Origin of the sequence: Streptomyces sp. NPDC090025 (assembly GCF_044748125.1) — a bacterium.
In the GTDB taxonomy this organism is placed as follows: domain Bacteria; phylum Actinomycetota; class Actinomycetes; order Streptomycetales; family Streptomycetaceae; genus Streptomyces.
Genome location: NZ_JBIVFL010000004.1, coordinates 386,776 through 405,022, shown reverse-complemented (window position 1 = coordinate 405,022; position 18,247 = coordinate 386,776). Strand labels below are relative to the sequence as shown.

General features: G+C 74.1%; 15 protein-coding genes. 10 read left to right on the top strand and 5 right to left on the bottom strand.

From position 1 onward, the window contains the following. The first annotated feature begins 233 nt into the window (after positions 1-233). Entirely contained in the window at positions 234-506 is a 273-nt protein-coding gene (locus ACIPXM_RS14400) for a hypothetical protein (RefSeq protein WP_401655159.1), read from the top strand. Positions 507-814: 308 nt separating this feature from the next. Here ACIPXM_RS14400 and ACIPXM_RS14395 read toward each other — a convergent pair whose 3' ends face one another. Further along, on the bottom strand, positions 815-1,600 hold the full coding sequence (locus ACIPXM_RS14395) for an ABC transporter permease (protein WP_401655224.1): 786 nt from the start codon (positions 1,598-1,600) through the stop codon (positions 815-817). A 5-nt stretch (positions 1,601-1,605) separates the two neighbouring features. Continuing rightward, on the bottom strand, positions 1,606-2,571 hold the full coding sequence (locus tag ACIPXM_RS14390) for an ATP-binding cassette domain-containing protein (protein WP_401655158.1): 966 nt from the start codon (positions 2,569-2,571) through the stop codon (positions 1,606-1,608). A gap of 136 nt (positions 2,572-2,707) precedes the next feature. On the opposite strand from ACIPXM_RS14390, the gene ACIPXM_RS14385 reads away from it, so the two are divergent. Next, a complete protein-coding gene (locus ACIPXM_RS14385) occupies positions 2,708-3,421 on the top strand; it encodes a TetR/AcrR family transcriptional regulator (RefSeq protein WP_401655157.1) in 714 nt (237 codons plus the stop codon). Positions 3,422-3,519: 98 nt separating this feature from the next. Here the strand turns inward: ACIPXM_RS14385 and ACIPXM_RS14380 are convergent, their stop codons facing one another. The 3 genes from ACIPXM_RS14380 to hmgA all read right to left on the bottom strand — a co-directional run bounded on the left by ACIPXM_RS14380 (position 3,520) and on the right by hmgA (position 7,084). Continuing rightward, positions 3,520-4,776 carry a type ISP restriction/modification enzyme gene (locus tag ACIPXM_RS14380; RefSeq protein ID WP_401655155.1) on the bottom strand — a complete coding sequence of 419 codons (1,257 nt, stop codon included), beginning with the start codon at positions 4,774-4,776 and terminating at the stop codon, positions 3,520-3,522. Between the two features lie 43 nt (positions 4,777-4,819). Further along, the gene (locus tag ACIPXM_RS14375) at positions 4,820-5,569 is read right to left on the bottom strand and encodes a GntR family transcriptional regulator (protein ID WP_401655154.1); all 750 of its coding nucleotides are present in this window, start codon (positions 5,567-5,569) and stop codon (positions 4,820-4,822) included. 189 nt (positions 5,570-5,758) lie between these two features. Further along, positions 5,759-7,084 carry a homogentisate 1,2-dioxygenase gene (hmgA, locus tag ACIPXM_RS14370; RefSeq protein ID WP_401655153.1) on the bottom strand — a complete coding sequence of 442 codons (1,326 nt, stop codon included), beginning with the start codon at positions 7,082-7,084 and terminating at the stop codon, positions 5,759-5,761. Positions 7,085-7,277: 193 nt separating this feature from the next. On the opposite strand from hmgA, the gene ACIPXM_RS14365 reads away from it, so the two are divergent. The 8 genes from ACIPXM_RS14365 (at position 7,278) to ACIPXM_RS14330 (ending at position 18,235) form a co-directional block, all read left to right on the top strand. Continuing rightward, entirely contained in the window at positions 7,278-9,392 is a 2,115-nt protein-coding gene (locus tag ACIPXM_RS14365; protein ID WP_401655152.1) for a right-handed parallel beta-helix repeat-containing protein, read from the top strand. 71 nt (positions 9,393-9,463) lie between these two features. Then, positions 9,464-10,231: a hypothetical protein gene (locus ACIPXM_RS14360; protein ID WP_401655223.1), complete on the top strand. Its 768-nt coding sequence runs from the start codon at positions 9,464-9,466 to the stop codon at positions 10,229-10,231. Further along, positions 10,228-11,562, top strand: coding sequence for a hypothetical protein (locus tag ACIPXM_RS14355; RefSeq protein ID WP_401655151.1), 1,335 nt, complete (start codon positions 10,228-10,230; stop codon positions 11,560-11,562). The genes ACIPXM_RS14360 and ACIPXM_RS14355 overlap by 4 nt, the downstream gene beginning before the upstream one ends. A gap of 110 nt (positions 11,563-11,672) precedes the next feature. Further along, positions 11,673-12,365 carry a TetR/AcrR family transcriptional regulator gene (locus ACIPXM_RS14350; protein ID WP_401655150.1) on the top strand — a complete coding sequence of 231 codons (693 nt, stop codon included), beginning with the start codon at positions 11,673-11,675 and terminating at the stop codon, positions 12,363-12,365. 129 nt (positions 12,366-12,494) lie between these two features. After that, entirely contained in the window at positions 12,495-14,789 is a 2,295-nt protein-coding gene (locus tag ACIPXM_RS14345; RefSeq protein ID WP_401655149.1) for a molybdopterin oxidoreductase family protein, read from the top strand. Between the two features lie 133 nt (positions 14,790-14,922). Next, positions 14,923-16,401 carry a CitMHS family transporter gene (locus ACIPXM_RS14340; protein WP_401655148.1) on the top strand — a complete coding sequence of 493 codons (1,479 nt, stop codon included), beginning with the start codon at positions 14,923-14,925 and terminating at the stop codon, positions 16,399-16,401. 192 nt (positions 16,402-16,593) lie between these two features. Continuing rightward, positions 16,594-17,307, top strand: coding sequence for a hypothetical protein (locus tag ACIPXM_RS14335; protein ID WP_401655147.1), 714 nt, complete (start codon positions 16,594-16,596; stop codon positions 17,305-17,307). Beyond that, positions 17,294-18,235: a class F sortase gene (locus ACIPXM_RS14330; RefSeq protein ID WP_401655146.1), complete on the top strand. Its 942-nt coding sequence runs from the start codon at positions 17,294-17,296 to the stop codon at positions 18,233-18,235. Before ACIPXM_RS14335 ends, ACIPXM_RS14330 begins: the two co-directional genes overlap by 14 nt. Positions 18,236-18,247: the final 12 nt, after the last annotated feature.

The following is an 18,247-nucleotide window of genomic DNA, read 5'->3' as shown; positions in this document are numbered from 1 at the left end:
TCACACGCGGCCGCAGCGCCGCAGGTGGGGAGCGGCGGGGCAGGATGGTTCGTGACGGTTCGACAGGTGTTCGAACCCCGCTCAACTCGCCCTGGAACCGGACGGATTCGGAGGGTGATCGTCAACCCCCGTACCCGGACGGTGAATCCTGCGGCCGGGATACCCGGGTGTCGTAGCGGGGCGATAGGGTTAACCTGCCCGGGCTGGGTGCCCTCGTACGGGTGGGGAGAGACATGGAACAGATAGCAATGCGCAGCAGGCCGCGAGTGCCTGCCATCACCTGCGGGAGCAGCGCGACCAGTTCGCGGCTCGACCGCCATCTCGCGGTGCTCGGCGGACCCGCCGTGCCCCAGCGCGAGGCGGCCGAAGCGACGCTCCTCATGCGCGAACTGACGGCCCGTACGCCCACGGCACCGGCGCAGAGCCACCGCAGCCGCAGCTCCCGGGTCTCGCTCTTCGCCCCGCTGCGCCGACTGCGCCGCTCGCTCTTCGGCAACCACAGCTGACAGGCCGTCCGGGCCGGGCTCCGGGTACCCCGACGCATCGCTCCCGCCCGCACCCGCTCGGCCCGGCGGCTCGTTCCTGACCGACCGCCGGACGTGTCCCCGCCCGTCCGGCGCTTTTTCCTGCCCGGGGCCGGGCGCCCGGACGAGGACACCGGCCCGGTCCGCCCGGTCCGCCCGGGTGCGTCGCCCGCGCGGCGCCGCGTCGGCGCGGACGTCAACCGCACCCGTCAGCCCGCCGGTCAACCGGCCCGTCAACCCGCCCGCCCCTCCGGCGGGCGGCCCGGGCCCGTCAGCGGACCGCGTCCCCGTCACCCGCGCGTGTAGCGCCGTACCGCCGCCGGTACGCAGAGCGCGAGCAGCGCGAGCGACCACAGCAGCGCCCCGGCCACCGGATGCGCCACCGGCCAGGCCGCGCCGTCCGGCACCGGCAGGCCGCCCGGCGGGCCGAACAGCTCGCGCACGGCCGCGGTGACGGCCGAGATCGGATTCCACTCGGCGGCCGTCCGCAGCCACCCCGGCATCCCCTCGGTCGGCAGATAGGCGTTCGACAGCAGCGGCAGCACGAACGTGGCACCGCCCAGCTGTCCGGCCGCCTCCTCGCTGCGCGAGGCGAGGCCCAGCAGGATGCCCGCCCAGGTCGTCGCGAACCGGAAGAGCAGCAGCAGCCCGACGGCGGCCAGCGCCTGTGGCACACCGCCCTCGACCCGCCAGCCCATCGCGAACGCGACGAGCAGCAGCGGCAGCAGACCCATCGTGCTGGTCACCAGATCCGCGAGCGCCTGCGCGAGCGGCACCGCCGCCCGGCTCACCGGCAGCGTCCGCAGCCGGTCGGTGACCCCCCGGTGGGTGTCCTGCGCGGCCTGGAACATGCCCGTCATCAGGCCGTTCGCGGCCGTCGCCACCAGCAGCCCCGGCACCAGGAAGGCCCGGTACTCGGCGCCCGGCATGGCGAGCGCGCCACCGAGCACGTACCCGAAGAAGAGCAGCAGGACCACCGGCATGGTCTGGGTCATCACGGGGATCGCCGGGGCGTGCCGGATCCGCAGCAGCTGCCGGCCGAGCAGCGCGCCGCCGTCGTGGACGAGACCGTTCATGCCGCTCATGCGGGGACCTCCTGGGGGCCGGTGGGGGATGCGGGGGAGCGGCCGGTGAGGCGCAGGAACACCGCGTCGAGGGTCGGCGGCCGCAGCGCCGCGTCGAGCAGCGGGACCCCGGCCGCGTCGGCCGCCCGGACGAGGCGTGGCAGGGTCAGGGTGGGGTCGGTGGTGAGCGCGCCGACCGTCTGCCGGTCGGCGTCGAGCACCGGTACGGACCCGGTCAGCCGGTCGAGCAGCGCCGCCGCGTCCGCGAGCCGCGCCGGATCCGCGACCACCACCTCGGCCCAGCCGCCGATCAGCGCCTTGAGCTCGGCCGGGCTGCCCCGGTGCGCCGCCCGGCCGTCGTCGACGAGCACGATCTCGTCGGCGAGCCGGTCGGCCTCCTCCAGGTACTGGGTGGTGAGCAGCACGGTGGTGCCCTGGTGCGCGAGGGCGCGCACGGTGTCCCAGATCCCGTTGCGGCTGTGCGGGTCGAGCCCGGTGGTCGGTTCGTCGAGGAACAGCACCCGGGGCGGGACGATCAGGCTCACCGCCAGATCCAGCCGCCTGCGCATCCCGCCGGACCAGCCGCGGACCGGCCGGCCGGCCGCCCCGGCGAGCTCGAAGCGCTCCAGGAGCTCGTCGGCGCGGGCGCGCGGGGCGCGCAGCAGCCGGGCGAAGAGCCGCAGGTTCTCGGCGCCGGTGAGGTCCCCGTCGACGGCCGCGTACTGCCCGGTGACCGCGATCCGCCCGCGCACCCCGGCCGGGTCGCGCACCACGTCGCACCCGGCGACCCGGGCGCTGCCCGCGTCGGGCGCGGTGAGCGTGGTCAGCACCCGCACGGCCGTGGTCTTCCCGGCGCCGTTGGGCCCGAGCACCCCGCAGACGGTGCCCTCGGGCACCGCGAGGTCGAGCCCGCGCAGGGCGTGGACCTCGCCGTAGCGCTTGTGCAGACCCTCACTAAGTACAGCGTACGTAGTTGTTGTCATGCGGTGACCCTAGCGCATTACGTACGGTGTACGTAACAGGGTCGGCGGCCGGAACCCGCCCTACGATGGGGCGACACCGGACGGGGCCGACCCCCGTCAGGACCGACGGACGAGACGACGAACGAGACGAGGGACGATGCCGGGCCGAGCGGCCGAACCCGAAGTGATCTGGGCGCGCCCCGAGCGCACCGGACGCGGCCCGAAACCGGCCCACAGCAGACGGGACGTCACCGAGGCGGCCGTCCGCATCGCCGACACCGACGGCCTCGACGCCGTCTCCATGCGCCGGATCGCCACCGACCTCGGCTGCGGCACCATGTCGCTCTACAACTACGTGCCGCGCAAGGAAGACCTCCACGAGCTGATGGTCGACCACGTCAGCGGCGAGTACGCCCTCGACACCGCCCCCACCGGCGACTGGCGCACCGACCTCACCGCCGTCGCCCGCGAGGCCCGCGACCTCCTGCGCCGCCACCCCTGGGTGATCCGCCTGATGACCACCGGCTACGCCTACGGGCCCAACGCCCTGCGCTTCCTTGAGCACTGCCTGGACCGGCTCACCGGCCTCGACCTGCCCGGCGGCACCAAGATGGAACTCATCGCCACCCTCAACGGCACGGTGATGACCCTCGTCGCCGCCGAACTCGCCACCGCCGAACGCGTCCGCTCCCTGCCCTGGACCGAGCGGCAGGAACAGACCGTCCGCCACGCCTATCTGACGGACCGCCTGGCCACCGGCGACTACCCCCGCCTCGCCGCCCTGTTCGCGGACGCGGCACCGCCGCCGGACACCGAGGAAGTCTTCGACCGGACGGTACGACGGGTGCTCGACTCGTTCGTACGGGGTTGAGGTGTACGGGGCCGAGGTGTACGGGGCCGACGGCGGCGCGCGAGACGGCGCCAGGTGGTTCCGGCGGGCGGGCTCCCGGGGCTTCGCCGCCCCGGGCCCTACAACAGGGCGAACTGGCCCTCCGGGCCCTCCTCCTGATGGTCCAGGACCGACGCCGGACGGCGGGCCGCCGCCGGGAGCGGCAGCAGCCCCGCCGCGCGCAGGGCGCCCCGGCCGACCCCGTCCGCCGCCGCGCGCCCGGCGAGCGCCGTACGCTCCGGCTCGCGCGCCGCGAGCAACGCCAGCACCGTGATCAGCTCAAGCAGCTCCGAGGTCCACTCCTGCGGCCAGGCCGCGGGCCCGATCGCCTCCAGGGACCCGGGCTCCGCCACCGCCGTCCGGTGCGCGAACCACTGCTCCAGCATCCGCACCCCGCCGACCTCGAACTCCCACGCCGCCCGCGGCACCGGCGAGATCCGGCCCTCGCCGACCGTCAGGACCTCGTCCTCCGGCTCGTACCCGATGACCTCGGGCCGGGCCGGGACCGCCGCCCGCACGTACGGCCTGCGGCCCCCGGGCAGCCGCGGCCTGGCGCCGCCCCGGGCACCCCGCAGCTGCACCTCGGTCAGCTCCCGGCCGAGCGCCACGCCCGCCGCCCACACCTCCGGGTCCGCGGGCAGCGGCACCCGGCAGCCCGCCGCCGAAGGCGCCGCCACCGCCAGCGCCCACGCCGCCACGTCCGGCGCGCCCACCCCGCAGCCGTAACGCCCGCCGAGGAACTCCAGGAGCCCGGGCGCCACGTTCGGCTCCCGACCACCGGGGCGCCGGAACAGCGGCCGGATCCGGCCCGGCCGGCCCGCCGGGGAACGCCCGTCCGGCAGCGCCGCCGACACCAGGAGCGCCGGTCCCGCCGCACCCGGCACGTACCCCTGCTCCACCACGAACACCTGCCGCTCGTCGGCCACCCGCCACAACTCCGGCCGCGCCGTGTCGATCAGCCGGTGGTCGGGCAGCAGCCACTGCTCGTCGAACGGCCCGTGCGCCAGGCGCACCGGCTCGGGGCACGGCCCCGGCTCCCGCGCGAGCCGTACCGTCCCGGTGCGCTGCCCCGGCAGCGCCGCCACCGAACTCGCCACCGTCCGCGCCCTGCTGGGCCGGAACAACTCCGCCCGCTCCGCGCCCTCGGCCGCCACCAGCCGCTCCCAGCGCGCCCGCAGCGTCCGCGCGTCCGGCGCGAGCACCCAGGCCCGGCCGAGCCGCAGCGGCGCCACCGACCAGGGCATGAGGTCGTCGAGCAGCGGCACGTCCTCCGGCCCCGTGTCGGCCGGTGCCACGGCGGCCGGTGCCACGGCGGCCGGTTCCTGGGCATGCGTCATGCCCCGCATCGTATGAGGTCCCCGCCGCCGGTGCGGGGCGCTTTCAGCGTGCCTCGACCGTCACCGAGAACGAGAACCGGTCGCCCCGGTAGCGGATCCGGGCCACGTCGACGACCCGGCCCGACTCGTCGTACGTCACACCCGTGTAGTGGAGGATCGGCGAGAGCAGCGGCACCTGGAGCAGCTGGGCCGTCTCCGGGTCGGCGAGCCGCGCCTCGACCGTGTCCGTGATGCGGCTGATCCGCACCCCGACCACGTCCCGCAGCACCTTCGTCATCGGCCAGCGCTCCAGGTCGGCCGGATCGATCCGGCCGCCGATCTCCGGCAGCACCGCGTTCTCCGCCCAGTTGGTGGGCTCGCCGCTCTCGCCGTCGGCGCGCAGCCGCCGGAACACCGACACCTCGGACACCGCGGGGAAATGCTCCGCCAGTTCACCCGGAACCGGCTCCGTGCCGTGCCCGAGAACCGTCGTCCGCTCGCCCGACTGCTGGGCCACGATCGCGTCGATCGACCCCATCAGCCGCCGTGGACTCGACCGCCGCGCCCCCGGCTCGATGAACGTGCCGCGCCGCCGGTGCCGGCTGATCAGGCCCTCCTGCTCCAGCTCCTTGAGGGCCTGGCGCATGGTCAGCACGCTCACGCCGTAGTGCGCGGCCAACTGCTCCTCGGTGGGCAGCCGCAGCGAGGCGTCGGGCGCGCGGCCCAGTATGGAGGCGCGCAACGACTGCGAGACCTGGTACCAGAGCGGCAGCTTCCGGTTCAGGACCAGCGAGTCGGGGGCGAAGGCGGTCACGGTCTCCTCCGTACGACTGCGGGACTGCGGGACTACGTCAGGCGGGACTACGTCAGGCGGGACATGCGGGACTGCGTCATGCGGGACTTCGGCCCGGGTCGGGGCCGGGGCCGGGGTCGGGGCCGTGTCCGGGGACGCGTGGGTCCCCGGATGCGCGACGCTACCGCCCCGGCCGGAAATCATCCCCGGTCACGACCGGAAGTGGCGCTCCAGACCCTCCCACACCTGGTCGTAACCGTGCTGCAGATGCCCGGCACCGGCCGCCTGCGCGGACAGGTGCACCGGCCAGCGGGTCTCGAACATGAACGCGAGACCGTCGTCGATCTTCTGCGGCTTCAGCTCCGCCGCGCTCGCCCGGTCGAAGGTCTCCCGGTCCGGCCCGTGCGCCGACATCATGTTGTGCAGCGAACCGCCGCCCGGCACGAAACCGCCCTTGCCCGCCGTCTTCGCGTCGTACGCGCCCTCGATCAGGCCCATGTACTCGCTCATCACATTGCGGTGGAAGTACGGCGGCCGGAACGTGTCCTCGCCCACCAGCCAACGCGGCGCGAACACCACGAAGTCGACCCCGGCGAGCCCCGGCGTGTCCGTGGGCGAGGTCAGCACCGTGAAGATCGACGGGTCCGGGTGGTCGTACGAGATCGTCCCGATGACATTGAAACGACGCAGGTCGTAGACGTACGGCGAGTGGTTGCCGTGCCAGGCGACGACATCGAGCGGCGAGTGGCCGTACGTCGCCGACCACAGGTTGCCGCAGTACTTGTTGACCACCTCCACCGGGCCCTCGACATCCTCGTACGCCGCCACCGGCGCCCGGAAGTCCCGCGCGTTCGCCAGTCCGTTGGCGCCGATCGGACCGAGGTCGGGCAGCTGGAACGGAGCCCCGTAGTTCTCGCACACATAGCCGCGGGCGTCGTCGCCGAGCAGCTCCACCCGGAACCGCACCCCGCGCGGGATCAGCGCGACCTCGCCCGGGCCCGCCGCCAGATCGCCCAGCTCGGTGCGGAGCAGCAGCCCGCCGTGCTCCGGCACGATCAGCAGCTCGCCGTCGGCGTCGCTGAAGACCCGCCGCATCGGCGCGTTGGCGTGGTACAGGTGCACCGCCATGCCGGTGCGCTGCGCCACGTCACCGTTGCCGCCGAGGGTCCACAGGCCCGCCAGCCAGTCGGTGTCCGGGGCCGGCGGCTCCGGCAGCGGGTCCCAGCGCAGCCGGTTCGGGTCCGGCACGGTCTCGGTGAACGGCGCCGAACGCACCGCGCCGTTGTCGATCCGGGCGAACGGCGGGTGCGCCGCCGACGGACGGATCCGGTACAGCCACGAACGCCGGTTGTGCGCCCGCGGCTCGGTGAACGCGCTGCCGCTCAGCTGCTCCGCGTACAGGCCCAGCGGGGCGCGCTGCGGCGAGTTGCGGCCGTGCGGGAGAGCTCCGGGGACGGCCTCGGAGCTGTGCTCGTTGCCGAAACCCGTGCTGTAGGTCAGCGCTTCGGCCGTCTTCCTGGCCTGTTCCGCGTTCATCGCGTGCTCCTGTCCTGACGCTCACAACAATCCTATGCATGACCGTAGGATTCCGCCCGCGCTCACGTCAACGGGCCCGGGCCGCCCGCCCCGGCTCTTCGGAGCGGGTGGGCCCGGATCCGGCGGGCCCGGCTTGGACGTGACCGGTGCACGAGGGGTTCCAAAAGATGAACATTGCTCTACTCTCTCGCGCATGTCATGGACCCGTCGGTTCGTTCTCGCGCTCTCGGTCGTGCTCGCGGCACTCGCCGCCGCCCTGAACACCGCCCCCGCCGCCCAGGCCCACGAGGAGCGGCCCGTCACCTTCCCCGACGGCTCCGGCAGCGTGCCCACCCTGCGCACCGGCGAGCCCGACCTCCTCGTCTGCAAGGCCGACCGCGCCGACCTCACCCGCCGGATCGCCACCTTCCCCGCCGCCCTCAAGGCCCGCAACCTCGCCCTCCACGACCGCTGCCTCCGCCGGGGCTACCGCCACCTCCAGCAGGCCGTCGACGCCGTCGACCGCCCCGGCATGACCATCGCCGTGCTCCCCGGCCTCTACGAGGAAGAACCCTCACTGCCCGCCCCCACCGGCGACTGCGCCCGGCTCACCGCACCCCGCTCCGCCCTCGGCTACCAGATCCTCAGCTACGAACAGCAGCTCCGCTGCCCCCACAACCAGAACCTCGTCGCCATCCTCGGCAAGAAGAACCTGCAGATCGAAGGCACCGGCGCCGACCGCCTCGACGTCGTCATCGACGCCAAGTACGCCAAGCTCAACGCCATCCGCGCCGACAAGTCCGACGGCGTCTACTTCCGCAACTTCACCGCCCAGCGCACCACCTTCAACTCCCTCTACGTCCTCGCCGCCGACGGCTTCGTCATCGACGACGTCCTCACCCGCTGGAACGACGAGTACGGCTTCCTCACCTTCGCCTCCGACCACGGCCTCTACAAGAACTGCGAGTCCTACGGCAACGGCGACTCCGGCATCTACCCCGGCTCGGCCTCCGACATCAACGACGGCCGCGGCTACGACGTCCCCCGCTACTCCATCGAGATCACCGGCTGCCGCAGCCACCACAACATGGTCGGCTTCAGCGGCACCGCCGGAGACTCCGTCCACGTCCACGACAACGAGTTCGACCACAACATGGGCGGCGCCTCCATGGACTCCGCCTTCCCCGGCCACCCCGGACTCCCGCAGAACCACGCCCGCTTCGAACGCAACCTCATCCACGACAACAACGCCGACTACTACCCGTACGTCGCCGACGGCACCTGCGCCAAACCCCCCGTCGACCGCGGCTACGAACGCGGCGTCGTCTGCCCCCAGATCTCCATGCCGCCCGGCACCGGCATCATCACCGCCGGAGGCAACTGGAACCTCTACGAGAACAACTGGATCTACGGCCACCAGCGCGCCGCCTTCTTCCTCAGCGCCGTCCCCGCCTTCATCCGCGGCGAATCCGCCTGGGGCAAGCAGACCGACACCTCCCACCACAACCGCTACGCCGCCAACCACCTCGGCGTCGACCGCGCCGGCAACGCCCGCCCCAACCGCACCGACGTCTGGTGGGACGGCCAGGGCAGCGGCAACTGCTGGCAGACCGACACCCGTGCCGCCACCCCCTACGCCCTCCCCGGCTGCGGCACCCGCCGCGGCGACGTCACCGGCGACACCCGCCGCCTCGTCGGCGAACCCGTCAAACTCGCCCAACTCCTCGTCTGCGCCGACTACAACGTCCAGGCCCGCCGCCTCCCGGCCGGCTGCGACTGGTACGGCGCCCGCGGCATCCAGCGCGTCGAGACCCAGCTCACCCTCGCCATCGCCGCCGTCCTCGCCCTCGTCGGCACCACCCTCTGGTGGCGCCGCCTGCGCGGCCACCGCCTCGGCACCACCGCCACCGTCCTCGGCCTCGCCGGACTCACCCTCGACGTCATCGCCTCCACCCGTGCCCTCACCCCGACCGCCCTGCCCGCCCTCGCCCTGCTCCTGACCGGCCTGTGGTGGACCGGCGCCGGCCTCGCCCTGCGCACCCCGGGCGGCCGGGACCGCCCCGCCCGCCCCGGCTTCGGCTGGACCACCGTCGCCCTCGGCGCCCTCACCCTCCTCGACGCCTTCGACAAGGCCGTCCTGATGATCCCGTGGATCCCGCTGAGCCCGGCGTGGGTACGGGGCGCGCTGGCGGTGGTGTGGGTGCTGTGGGCGGTGATCGTGGCGGGCGCCCGTACGGCGACGCCTCCGGATCCCGCTTCCCCCTCCCGGCCCCCCACCCCCACCCCCGCCCCCTCCCTCCCCTCCGTCCCCGAGGGCGGTGCCGCGTGACCGCCCGCCCCGGCCCCCGCCCCACGCCCCGCCGCACCCGCCGGACCGGGCGGGCCCGGCGAGCGGCCCGGGTGCTGCTCGCCGTCGCCCTCGGCGCGGTGCTCGTCGCGGGCTGCGGCGGGCGCGCCACCACCCATCACAAGCCGGGCACCAGCCACCAGGAGGCCACCGGCGGCAACGGCACCCTCCTGGCGGCCGACGACGGCACCGGCCACCGGCTCCGCGAGGTGCCCGCCGCCGGGGCACCCGCGGTGCGGATCGAGAGCACCCCCGACACCGAGGGCGGCTGGAACATCCACCTCGTGGTGGAGAGGTTCACCTTCACTCCCGAGAGCACCGGCGGCGCCGCCCTCCCCGGGCGCGGCCACGCCCGCCTCCTCGTCGACGGCCACCCGGCCGCCCGCGCCTACGGCCCGTGGGCCTACCTCCCGCCCGGCGCCCGCACGGTCACCGCCCGCCTCTACGCCGACGACCACACCGCCTGGGCCGTCGCCGGACGCCCCGTCGAGGCCACCCTCCGCCTGGCCGCCGCCGCGCCCCCGGCCACGCCCTCGACCGCACCCCCGAGCCGGGCCCCCGGCCGCACCCTCACGATCACCGTCACTGGCGACTCCGTCCAACCACCCCCGTCCCGCGTCGAACTGAAGAAGGGCGAGCAGCTCACCCTCCGGGTGACCAGCGACCGCGCCGACACCCTCCACGTCCACGGCTACGACCGCGAACTCCCGCTGGCCGCCGGACGGCCGGCGACCCTCACCCTCACCGTCGACCGCACCGGCCTGTTCGAGGTGGAGACCCACGAGTCCGGACTCGTGCTGACCCAACTCGTCGTCCGATGACGCCACTCACCGGCCCCGCGCCCACGACCGCGCCCCTGCCGCTGCCGCTCGCCCATGGCGTGGGCGCCCAGCACGACCTGCCCCTCTCGCCCTTCTACGCCTACGCGGGCGCCTTCGCCGCGCTGTTCGTCTCCTTCCTCTCGCTCGGCCTGCTCTGGTCCACCTCCCGCTTCCGCGGCGACCTGGCGGGCCGCCCGCTGCCCGCCGCCGTCCAGCGCCTCGCCGACGCCCGGGCCACCCGCACCGCACTGCGGGTGCTCGGCGCCGCCGCGGCCCTGCTCGTCCTGCTGCACCTCCTCCTCGGGCCCGACGACCCCGACCGCAACCCCGCACCCGGCGCCGTCTACGTCCTGCTGTGGGTCGGCCTCGTCCCCGCCTCCCTCCTCATCGGCCCCGTCTGGCGCCTCCTCAACCCGCTGCGCACCCTGCACGCCCTCCTCGGCACCCTCCTCCCCGCGCGGCGCCGCCCGCCGCGCCCGCTCCCCGCCCGGCTCGGCATCCGGCCCGCGGCCGCCGGACTCCTCCTCTTCACCTGGCTCGAACTCGTCGCCCCCGACCGCACCACCGCGCCCGTCCTGCTCGGCGCCCTCGGCCTCCACACCGCCGTCCAACTGCTCGGCGCCGCCCGGTACGGCCCCGACTGGTTCGCCCACGCCGACCCCTTCGAGGTCTACTCCTCCCTTCTCGCCCGGCTCTCCCCGCTCGGCCGCCGCGCCGACGGCCGACTCGTCCTCCGCTCACCCCTCGACGGCCTCGACGCCACCCCGCCCACGCCCGGCCTCGTCGCCACCGTCTGCGTCCTCCTCGGCTCGACCGCCTACGACGGCTTCTCCGACAACCCCCGCTGGCTCACCGTCCTCCAGACCTCGTCCCTCTCCTCCTCCCTCGGCCGCACCACGACCGCCACCCTCGGACTGCTCGCCGCGGTCGCCCTCGTCGCCGCCCTCTACGGGCTCTGCGCCGGCACCCTCCGCCTGCTCGACCACGAACTCACCACTCCACTCACCTCCTTCGCGCACTCGCTGCTGCCCATCGCGCTCGGCTACCTCGTCGCCCACTACTTCACACTCTTCGCCACCGAGTCGCTACGTACAGTCACTATGGCACTGGGCACTGACAACGCCCCCGAACCCGCTCCACCACTGGGCCCCGGGGGCCTCGCCACCCTCCAGGTCGCCGCCGTCGTCACCGGCCACGTGCTGGGCGTCGTGGCCGCGCACGACCGGGCCGTCCGGCTCCACCCGCCCGCCCGGGCCGTCGCCGGTCAACTCCCGCTGTTCGCGCTGATGATCGCGTACACCCTCGGCGGCATCGGCCTGCTGATCGCCTGACTCCCGGCACCCGACCTGCCCCCTGGCCCGGCGCCCGACTCCTGGCGCCAGGCGCCCGACCCCTGGCAGCTGAACCGACCTGATCGACCGCCCACGGCCGGAACGGCATCATGGACCCCGTGCCCCAGACCACCCGGAAGTCCTCGTCCGACCCGGCCGGTCCCACCGGAACCCCCGGCATCACCGCGACCCCCGGCCCCGCGCTGCGCCGCGCCCCCGTCCAGCAGCGCAGTGCCGAACGGCTCGCCCGGATCCTCGACGCCTGTGCCGAACTCCTCGACGAGACCGGCTACGAGCACCTGAGCACCCGGGCCGTCGCCGCCCGCGCCGGGGTCCCCATCGGCTCCGTCTACCGCTTCTTCGGCAACAAGCGGGCCATGGCCGCGGCCCTCGCCCACCGCAACCTCGACAGCTACGCCGCCCGCATCGGCACCGGGCTCGCCGCGCTCCCGGCCGTCGACGCCCTCGGCGTCATCGACACCGTCCTCGACGCGTACATCGCGATGAAGCGGACCGTGCCCGGTTTCGGTCTCGTCGACTTCGGCGTGCCCGCGGCCGCGCCCGGCGAGAGCGGCGGCGACGAGGACCCCAACCACCAGGTCGCCGACCGGATCTGCGGACTGCTCGCCGAACCCCTCGGCCGCCCCGCCGACGCGGTACTGCTCCGCAAGGTGCTGGTCGGGGTCGAGGCCACCGACGCCCTGCTCCGGCTCGCGTTCCGCACCGACCCGGCCGGGGACCCCGCGCTCATCGCCGAGACCCGCGCCCTGCTGCACGCCTACCTCGGCCCCTCCCTCGCCTGAGGCCCGGCCGCCGGGGCCCCTAGGGCCTGTCTGCGCCTGCCCCGGCCCGAGGTCTGTCGTACCTCCCAACCGGTCGGTATGCTCGCGCTCGACCGCGCGCCACCGCCGTTGCCGCCCCCGGGAGACCTCATGTCCACCGCTCTGCGCATCTGTCCCCTCTGCGAAGCGACCTGCGGGCTCACCCTCACCCTCGGCGGCGACCGGGTCACGGCCGCCCGCGGCGACAAGGACGACGTGTTCAGCCGCGGCTTCATCTGCCCGAAGGGCGCCGCGTTCCCCGAGGTCGACGCCGACCCGGACCGGCTGCGCCGCCCGCTCGTCCGGGAGAACGGCACCCTGCGCGAGGCCGACTGGTCCGAGGCGTTCGACCTCGTCGCCGCCCGGATCCGCCCCCTCGTCGAGCGGTACGGGCCGGACAGCGTCGGGCTCGTGCTCGGCAACCCCAACGTCCACACCATCGCCGGCGGCCTCTACCCGCCGCTGCTCATCGGTGCCGTGGGCACCCGTAACCTTTTCACCGCGTCGACGTTGGACCAGATGCCCAAGCACGTATCCAGCGGGCTGCTCTTCGGTGACGCCTTCGCCATCCCGGTGCCCGACCTCGACCGCACCGACCACCTCCTCATGCTCGGCGCCAACCCGCTGGACTCCAACGGCAGCCTGTGCACCGCGCCCGACTTCCCCGGTCGGCTGAAGGCACTGCGCCGCCGCGGCGGCACCCTCACCGTCGTCGACCCGCGCCGCACCCGCACCGCCAGGACGGCCGACCGCCACCTCGCCATCCGGCCCGGCACCGACGCCCTCTTCCTGGCCGCGCTCGTCCACACGCTGTTCGCCGAGGACCTCACCGACCCCGGCGCGCTCACCGCCCACCTCGTCGAAGGATCCGTCGACGAGGTACGGGAGGCCGTGCGGGACTTCAGCGCGGAAGCGGTCGCCGCCGCCTGCGACCTCGACGCGGACGCCATCCGCGCCACCGCCCGCGAACTCGCCGCCGCGCCCACGGCCGCCGTCTACGGCCGGATGGGCTCCTCCACCGTCGCCCACGGCACCCTCGGCAACTGGCTCGTCGACGTCCTCAACATCCTCACCGGCAACCTCGACCGCCCCGGCGGCGCCCTCTTCCCGCTCGCCGCGACCGCCCCCGCGCCCCGGCCCGCCGCACCGGGCAAGGGCTTCGCCCTCGGCCGCTGGACCAGCCGGGTCTCCGGCCACCCCGAGGCCAAGGGTGAATTCCCGCTGGCCGCGCTCGCCGAGGAGATCGACACCTCGGGGGACGGCCGGATCAGGGCGCTGATCACCATCGCCGCCAACCCCGTCCTCTCCGCCCCCGACGGCCGCCGCCTCGACGCGGCCCTCGACGCCCTCGACCTCATGATCGCCGTCGACCCCTACCTCAACGAGACCACCCGGCACGCCGACGTCGTGCTGCCCCCGCCGCCGCCCGCGCGCAGCGCCCACTTCGACCTCGCGTTCAACCAGTTCGCCGTCCGCAACCAGGTCCGCTGGTCCCCGGCGGCCCTGCCGCTCGCGCCCGGCGGCATGGACGAGTGCGAGATCCACGCCCGGCTGATCCTCGCCGTCTCCGGAATGCACGGCACCCCGCCCTCCGCCGTCGACGAACTCGCCATCGACACCCTCCTCGCCAAGGCCGTCACCCAGGAACACTCACCGGTGTACGGGGCGGACCCCCGTACGGTCGCCGCCGGGCTCTCCGGCGGCACCGGGCCCGAGCGCCGGCTCGACCTGATGCTGCGCCTCGGGCCGTACGGCACCAGCCACGGGCTCACCCTCGACGCGCTTCGCGCCGCACCCCACGGCATCGACCTCGGCCCGCTCGGCCCGCGGCTGCCCGGACTCCTCAAGACCCGCAGCGGGCGCATCGAGCTGTTCCCCGCGCCCATCGCCGCCGACCTGCCCCGGCTGCGCGCCGCCCTGCGGGCCGAACTCCAGCCCGCCGACGGCGGGCTGCGCCTGGTCGGGCGCCGCCACCTCCGCTCCAACAACTCCTGGATGCACAACATCCCCGCCCTGACCGGGGGTTCGAACCGCTGCACCCTCCAGGTGCACCCGGCGGACGCCGGCCGGCTCGGTCTCACCGCCGGTGCCCCCGCCACGGTCAAGGGCGAGGGCGGCGAGCTCGAGGCCGAGGTCGAGATCACCGACGCCGTCCGCCCCGGCGTCGTGAGCCTGCCGCACGGCTGGGGCCACGACCGCCCCGGCACCCGGCTCGGGGTCGCCGCCGCGCGCCCCGGCGTCAACGTCAACCAGCTCCTCGACGGCTCCCTGCTCGACCCGCTGTCCGGCACCGCCGTCCTCAACGGCTTCCCCGTCCAGGTCTCCCCGACGACTGCCCCGACCACCGCCCCGGTGGCCGCGTCGGTGACCCCGTCGGCGGTCGCGGCGGCCGACCCGAACGAGTGACCCATGCCGTGACCTGGGGTTTTGCTCGTATTGCTCACACGTCAACATCTTGTTAACGCGGGAAGCCGCCACCTACCGTCATCCGCACCGCCGCTCTGGCGGGAGTTCAAGGGTGAACGTGAGGTGTCCTCCCATGCTGACCATCCTCGGCTTCGTCATGATCGCGACCTTCCTGGTCCTGATCATGATGAAGAAGATGTCGCCGATCGCGGCGCTCGTGCTGATTCCCGCGCTGTTCTGCGTCGCCGTCGGACAAGGGGCCCAGCTGGGCGACTACGTCATCGAGGGCGTCGGCAAGCTGGCGCCGACCGCCGCGATGCTGATGTTCGCGATCGTCTACTTCGGCGTCATGATCGACGTCGGCCTGTTCGACCCGATCGTCCGAGGCATCCTGCGGTTCTGCAAGGCGGACCCGGTGCGCGTGGTGGTCGGTACGGCGGTGCTGGCCGCGATCGTCTCGCTGGACGGTGACGGCTCCACCACGTTCATGATCACGGTCTCGGCGATGTACCCGCTCTACAAGCGGCTCGGCATGAGCCTGGTCGTGATGACCGGTGTCGCTGCCACCGCCAACGGCGTCATGAACACCCTGCCCTGGGGCGGCCCCACGGCCCGCGCCGCCACCGCCCTCAAGCTCGACGCCGGAGACATCTTCGTCCCGATGATCCCGGCGCTCGGCGTCGGCCTGCTCGCGGTGTTCGTCCTCGCGTACGTGCTCGGCCGCCGCGAGCGGAAGCGGATCGGCTACCTCAGCCTGGACGAGGCCCTCGTCACCCAGGGTGCGGCGGAGACCGTCCTCGTCGACGCGGGTGCGGGTGCGGGTGCGGGTGCCGGTGCTGGTGCGGGCAAGGGCTCCGGCGGTGCGGGTGGTGCCGGTACGGGGGCCGGTTCCGGCGGTGGCGTCGGCGCGGGTTCGGCGGGCCCGGCGGGGCTCCCGGAGGGCGAGGAGCACGCCCACGCGAGCGACGGGTTCCAGGGCCTCGACCCGAACCGGGCGACCCTGCGGCCGAAGCTGTACTGGTTCAACGCCGGTCTCACCGTCGTCCTGCTCGCCGCGATGATCATGGAACTGCTGCCGATCCCGGTCCTGTTCCTGCTCGGTGCCGCCCTCGCGCTCACCGTGAACTACCCGAAGATGGACGAGCAGAAGGCCCGTATCGCCGCCCACGCGGACAACGTCCTCAACGTCTCCGGCATGGTCTTCGCCGCCGCCGTCTTCACCGGCGTGCTCACCGGCACGGGCATGGTCAAGCACATGGCCGACTGGCTGGTCGGCGCCATCCCCGAGGGCATGGGCCCGCACATGGCCCTGGTCACCGGCGTGCTCAGCCTCCCGCTCACGTACTTCATGTCGAACGACGGCTTCTACTTCGGTGTCGTCCCGGTGCTCGCCGAGGCGGGCGCGGCGCACGGCGTCTCCCCGCTCGAGATCGCTCGCGCCTCCCTGGTCGGCCAGGCGCTGCACATGTCGAGCCCGCTGGTCCCGGCGGTCTACGTGCTGGTCGGCATGGCGAAGGTGGAGTTCGGCGACCACACCCGCTTCACCGTGAAGTGGGCCGCACTGACCTCGCTGGTCGTCCTGGCGGCGGGTGTGCTCTTCGGGATCATCTAGCCGGGACCGGGTGGGGGGGGGATTCGGTCCTGCGGCGGTACAGGGGTTCGCCGGAGGGCCGGACGGGTGGAAGTCGGAGGGTGGCGCGGCGCGGCTGGCCACCCTCCGTAGTCATGTGGTCGCCAATAGTCAGATTATCGGCACACGTATTCCGAGATCTGTACGACGACCGTACGACTGGAGGACTCCCGCATGACCGTCCCGGCGCTCCGTCCCCTGCTGTCCACCGCCGCCACCGCGCTGCTCGTCGGCTCCGTCTCCCTCGCGGGCGCGCCCTTCGCCCACGCCGCCCCCGGTGACAACGGCGACGTGAAGATCCACAAGGCGGGCTCGGACCCGGACAAGACCAACGACGAGCCCAAGGTCTGCCGGTTCTACCTCGACGCCTTCAACTTCGACTCGGTGCAGAAGGTCGACTGGGAGATCAACCCCCAGCCGCCGAAGGCCGACTCGCCGAACCTCAGCGGCCACCTCAACCTCACCTCCGGCAAGGGGCACACCAGCGATCTCTTCCTGCCGGACGGCATGTACAAACTCGACTGGACCTTCGAGGGCCAGAACGGCAGCGCGAAGCACAAGGTCTTCAAGGTCGACTGCGGCACCATCGCCAGCCCGCCGCCGACCACCGGGGGCAACGGGAACGGCGGGAACGGCAACGGCGGCAATGGGAACGGCGGCAACGGCAACGGGGGTAGCGGCAACGGCGGTGCCAGTGGCGGGAACGGGCATCCCAAGCCACCCCACGGACCCGTCGGAGCGGGCGGCGGCGGTGCGGCCGACCCCACCGCGCCTGCCGACGACAGCGCCGCCTTCGGCATCGGCTCGGCCGTCGCCGCCGGACTCGCGGGCACCGCGGGTCTGATCCTCATCCGCCGTTCCCGCCGCCGTGACCATGGCGCGGCGTAGGTCCGGCACCCCGCGCGGCACCGCCACCGTCGGCCGGGCCCCGACCTCGTCCCCGTACGAGCGGAGCCCGCGCCGACCCGTGCCGCACGGGCCCGTACGTCATCGGCGCGGTCCCCGGCGCAGTCGTCGGCTGCGCAGGCTCGCCCGTACCGTCGCGGTCACCCTGACCCTGGTCGTCGTCGGTGTCTGGTGGGCGCAGGACGAGGAACCGGCCGGTCCGGCGCTCGCCGCCGGGCCCGGGGCGCACGGCATGGCGGCGGCACTGCCGGGGTCCGGCGGGTCCGCCGCCGGACCGCACGCGGCCGGGCCGGACACCGGCAAGGGCTCGGCCTCAACCTCGGCCTCAACCTCGGCCTCGGGCAAGGGCGGCGGTGACGGTGGCGGCGGCAGGGTGGGTACGGCCAAGGCGCCGGGCGCGACGACACGCACGCCCCCGAAGCCCCAGCCGCCCCCGGCGCCCCTCGCGCGATCCCGGCCCACGGCGCTCGCCGTGCCCGCGATCACCATCGAGGCGCCGGTCGTCGGACTCGGCCTCGATCCGGCCGGGGCTCTGTCGACACCGCCTGTCGACAACCCCCGGATCGTCGGCTGGTACGCGCACGGGGTCACCCCCGGCGAGCGCGGCACCGCCGTCGTCGTCGGCCACCGGGACACCCGCACCGGTCCGGCGATCTTCCTCAACCTCAACTCGCTCGCCCCCGGCAACACCGTCCGGGTCGCCCGCGCGGACGGCCGGGTCGCCGTCTTCACGGTCGACCGGGTCCGCACGTACACCAAGGCGGAGTTCCCCGACGCCGAGGTGTACGGCCCGTCCGTCCGCCCCGAGCTCAGGCTCCTCACCTGCGGCGGAACGTTCGACCGCAAGGCGGGCTACGCGTCGAACATCGTCGTCTTCGCCCACCTCACGGGCGTCGACCGACAGATCTGAGTAGTTCCGATC

Bases quoted from the DNA above. Each gene is read 5' to 3' on its own strand.
- ACIPXM_RS14390 (WP_401655158.1), bottom strand. From the start codon at position 2,571: ATGACAACAACTACGTACGCTGTACTTAGTGAGGGTCTGCACAAGCGC.
- ACIPXM_RS14380 (WP_401655155.1), bottom strand. From the start codon at position 4,776: ATGACGCATGCCCAGGAACCGGCCGCCGTGGCACCGGCCGCCGTGGCA.
- hmgA (WP_401655153.1), bottom strand. From the start codon at position 7,084: ATGAACGCGGAACAGGCCAGGAAGACGGCCGAAGCGCTGACCTACAGC.
- ACIPXM_RS14400 (WP_401655159.1), top strand. From the start codon at position 234: ATGGAACAGATAGCAATGCGCAGCAGGCCGCGAGTGCCTGCCATCACC.
- ACIPXM_RS14340 (WP_401655148.1), top strand. From the start codon at position 14,923: ATGCTGACCATCCTCGGCTTCGTCATGATCGCGACCTTCCTGGTCCTG.
- ACIPXM_RS14385 (WP_401655157.1), top strand. From the start codon at position 2,708: ATGCCGGGCCGAGCGGCCGAACCCGAAGTGATCTGGGCGCGCCCCGAG.
- ACIPXM_RS14345 (WP_401655149.1), top strand. From the start codon at position 12,495: ATGTCCACCGCTCTGCGCATCTGTCCCCTCTGCGAAGCGACCTGCGGG.
- ACIPXM_RS14395 (WP_401655224.1), bottom strand. From the start codon at position 1,600: ATGAACGGTCTCGTCCACGACGGCGGCGCGCTGCTCGGCCGGCAGCTG.
- ACIPXM_RS14330 (WP_401655146.1), top strand. From the start codon at position 17,294: ATGGCGCGGCGTAGGTCCGGCACCCCGCGCGGCACCGCCACCGTCGGC.
- ACIPXM_RS14335 (WP_401655147.1), top strand. From the start codon at position 16,594: ATGACCGTCCCGGCGCTCCGTCCCCTGCTGTCCACCGCCGCCACCGCG.
- ACIPXM_RS14365 (WP_401655152.1), top strand. From the start codon at position 7,278: ATGTCATGGACCCGTCGGTTCGTTCTCGCGCTCTCGGTCGTGCTCGCG.
- ACIPXM_RS14355 (WP_401655151.1), top strand. From the start codon at position 10,228: ATGACGCCACTCACCGGCCCCGCGCCCACGACCGCGCCCCTGCCGCTG.
- ACIPXM_RS14350 (WP_401655150.1), top strand. From the start codon at position 11,673: ATGGACCCCGTGCCCCAGACCACCCGGAAGTCCTCGTCCGACCCGGCC.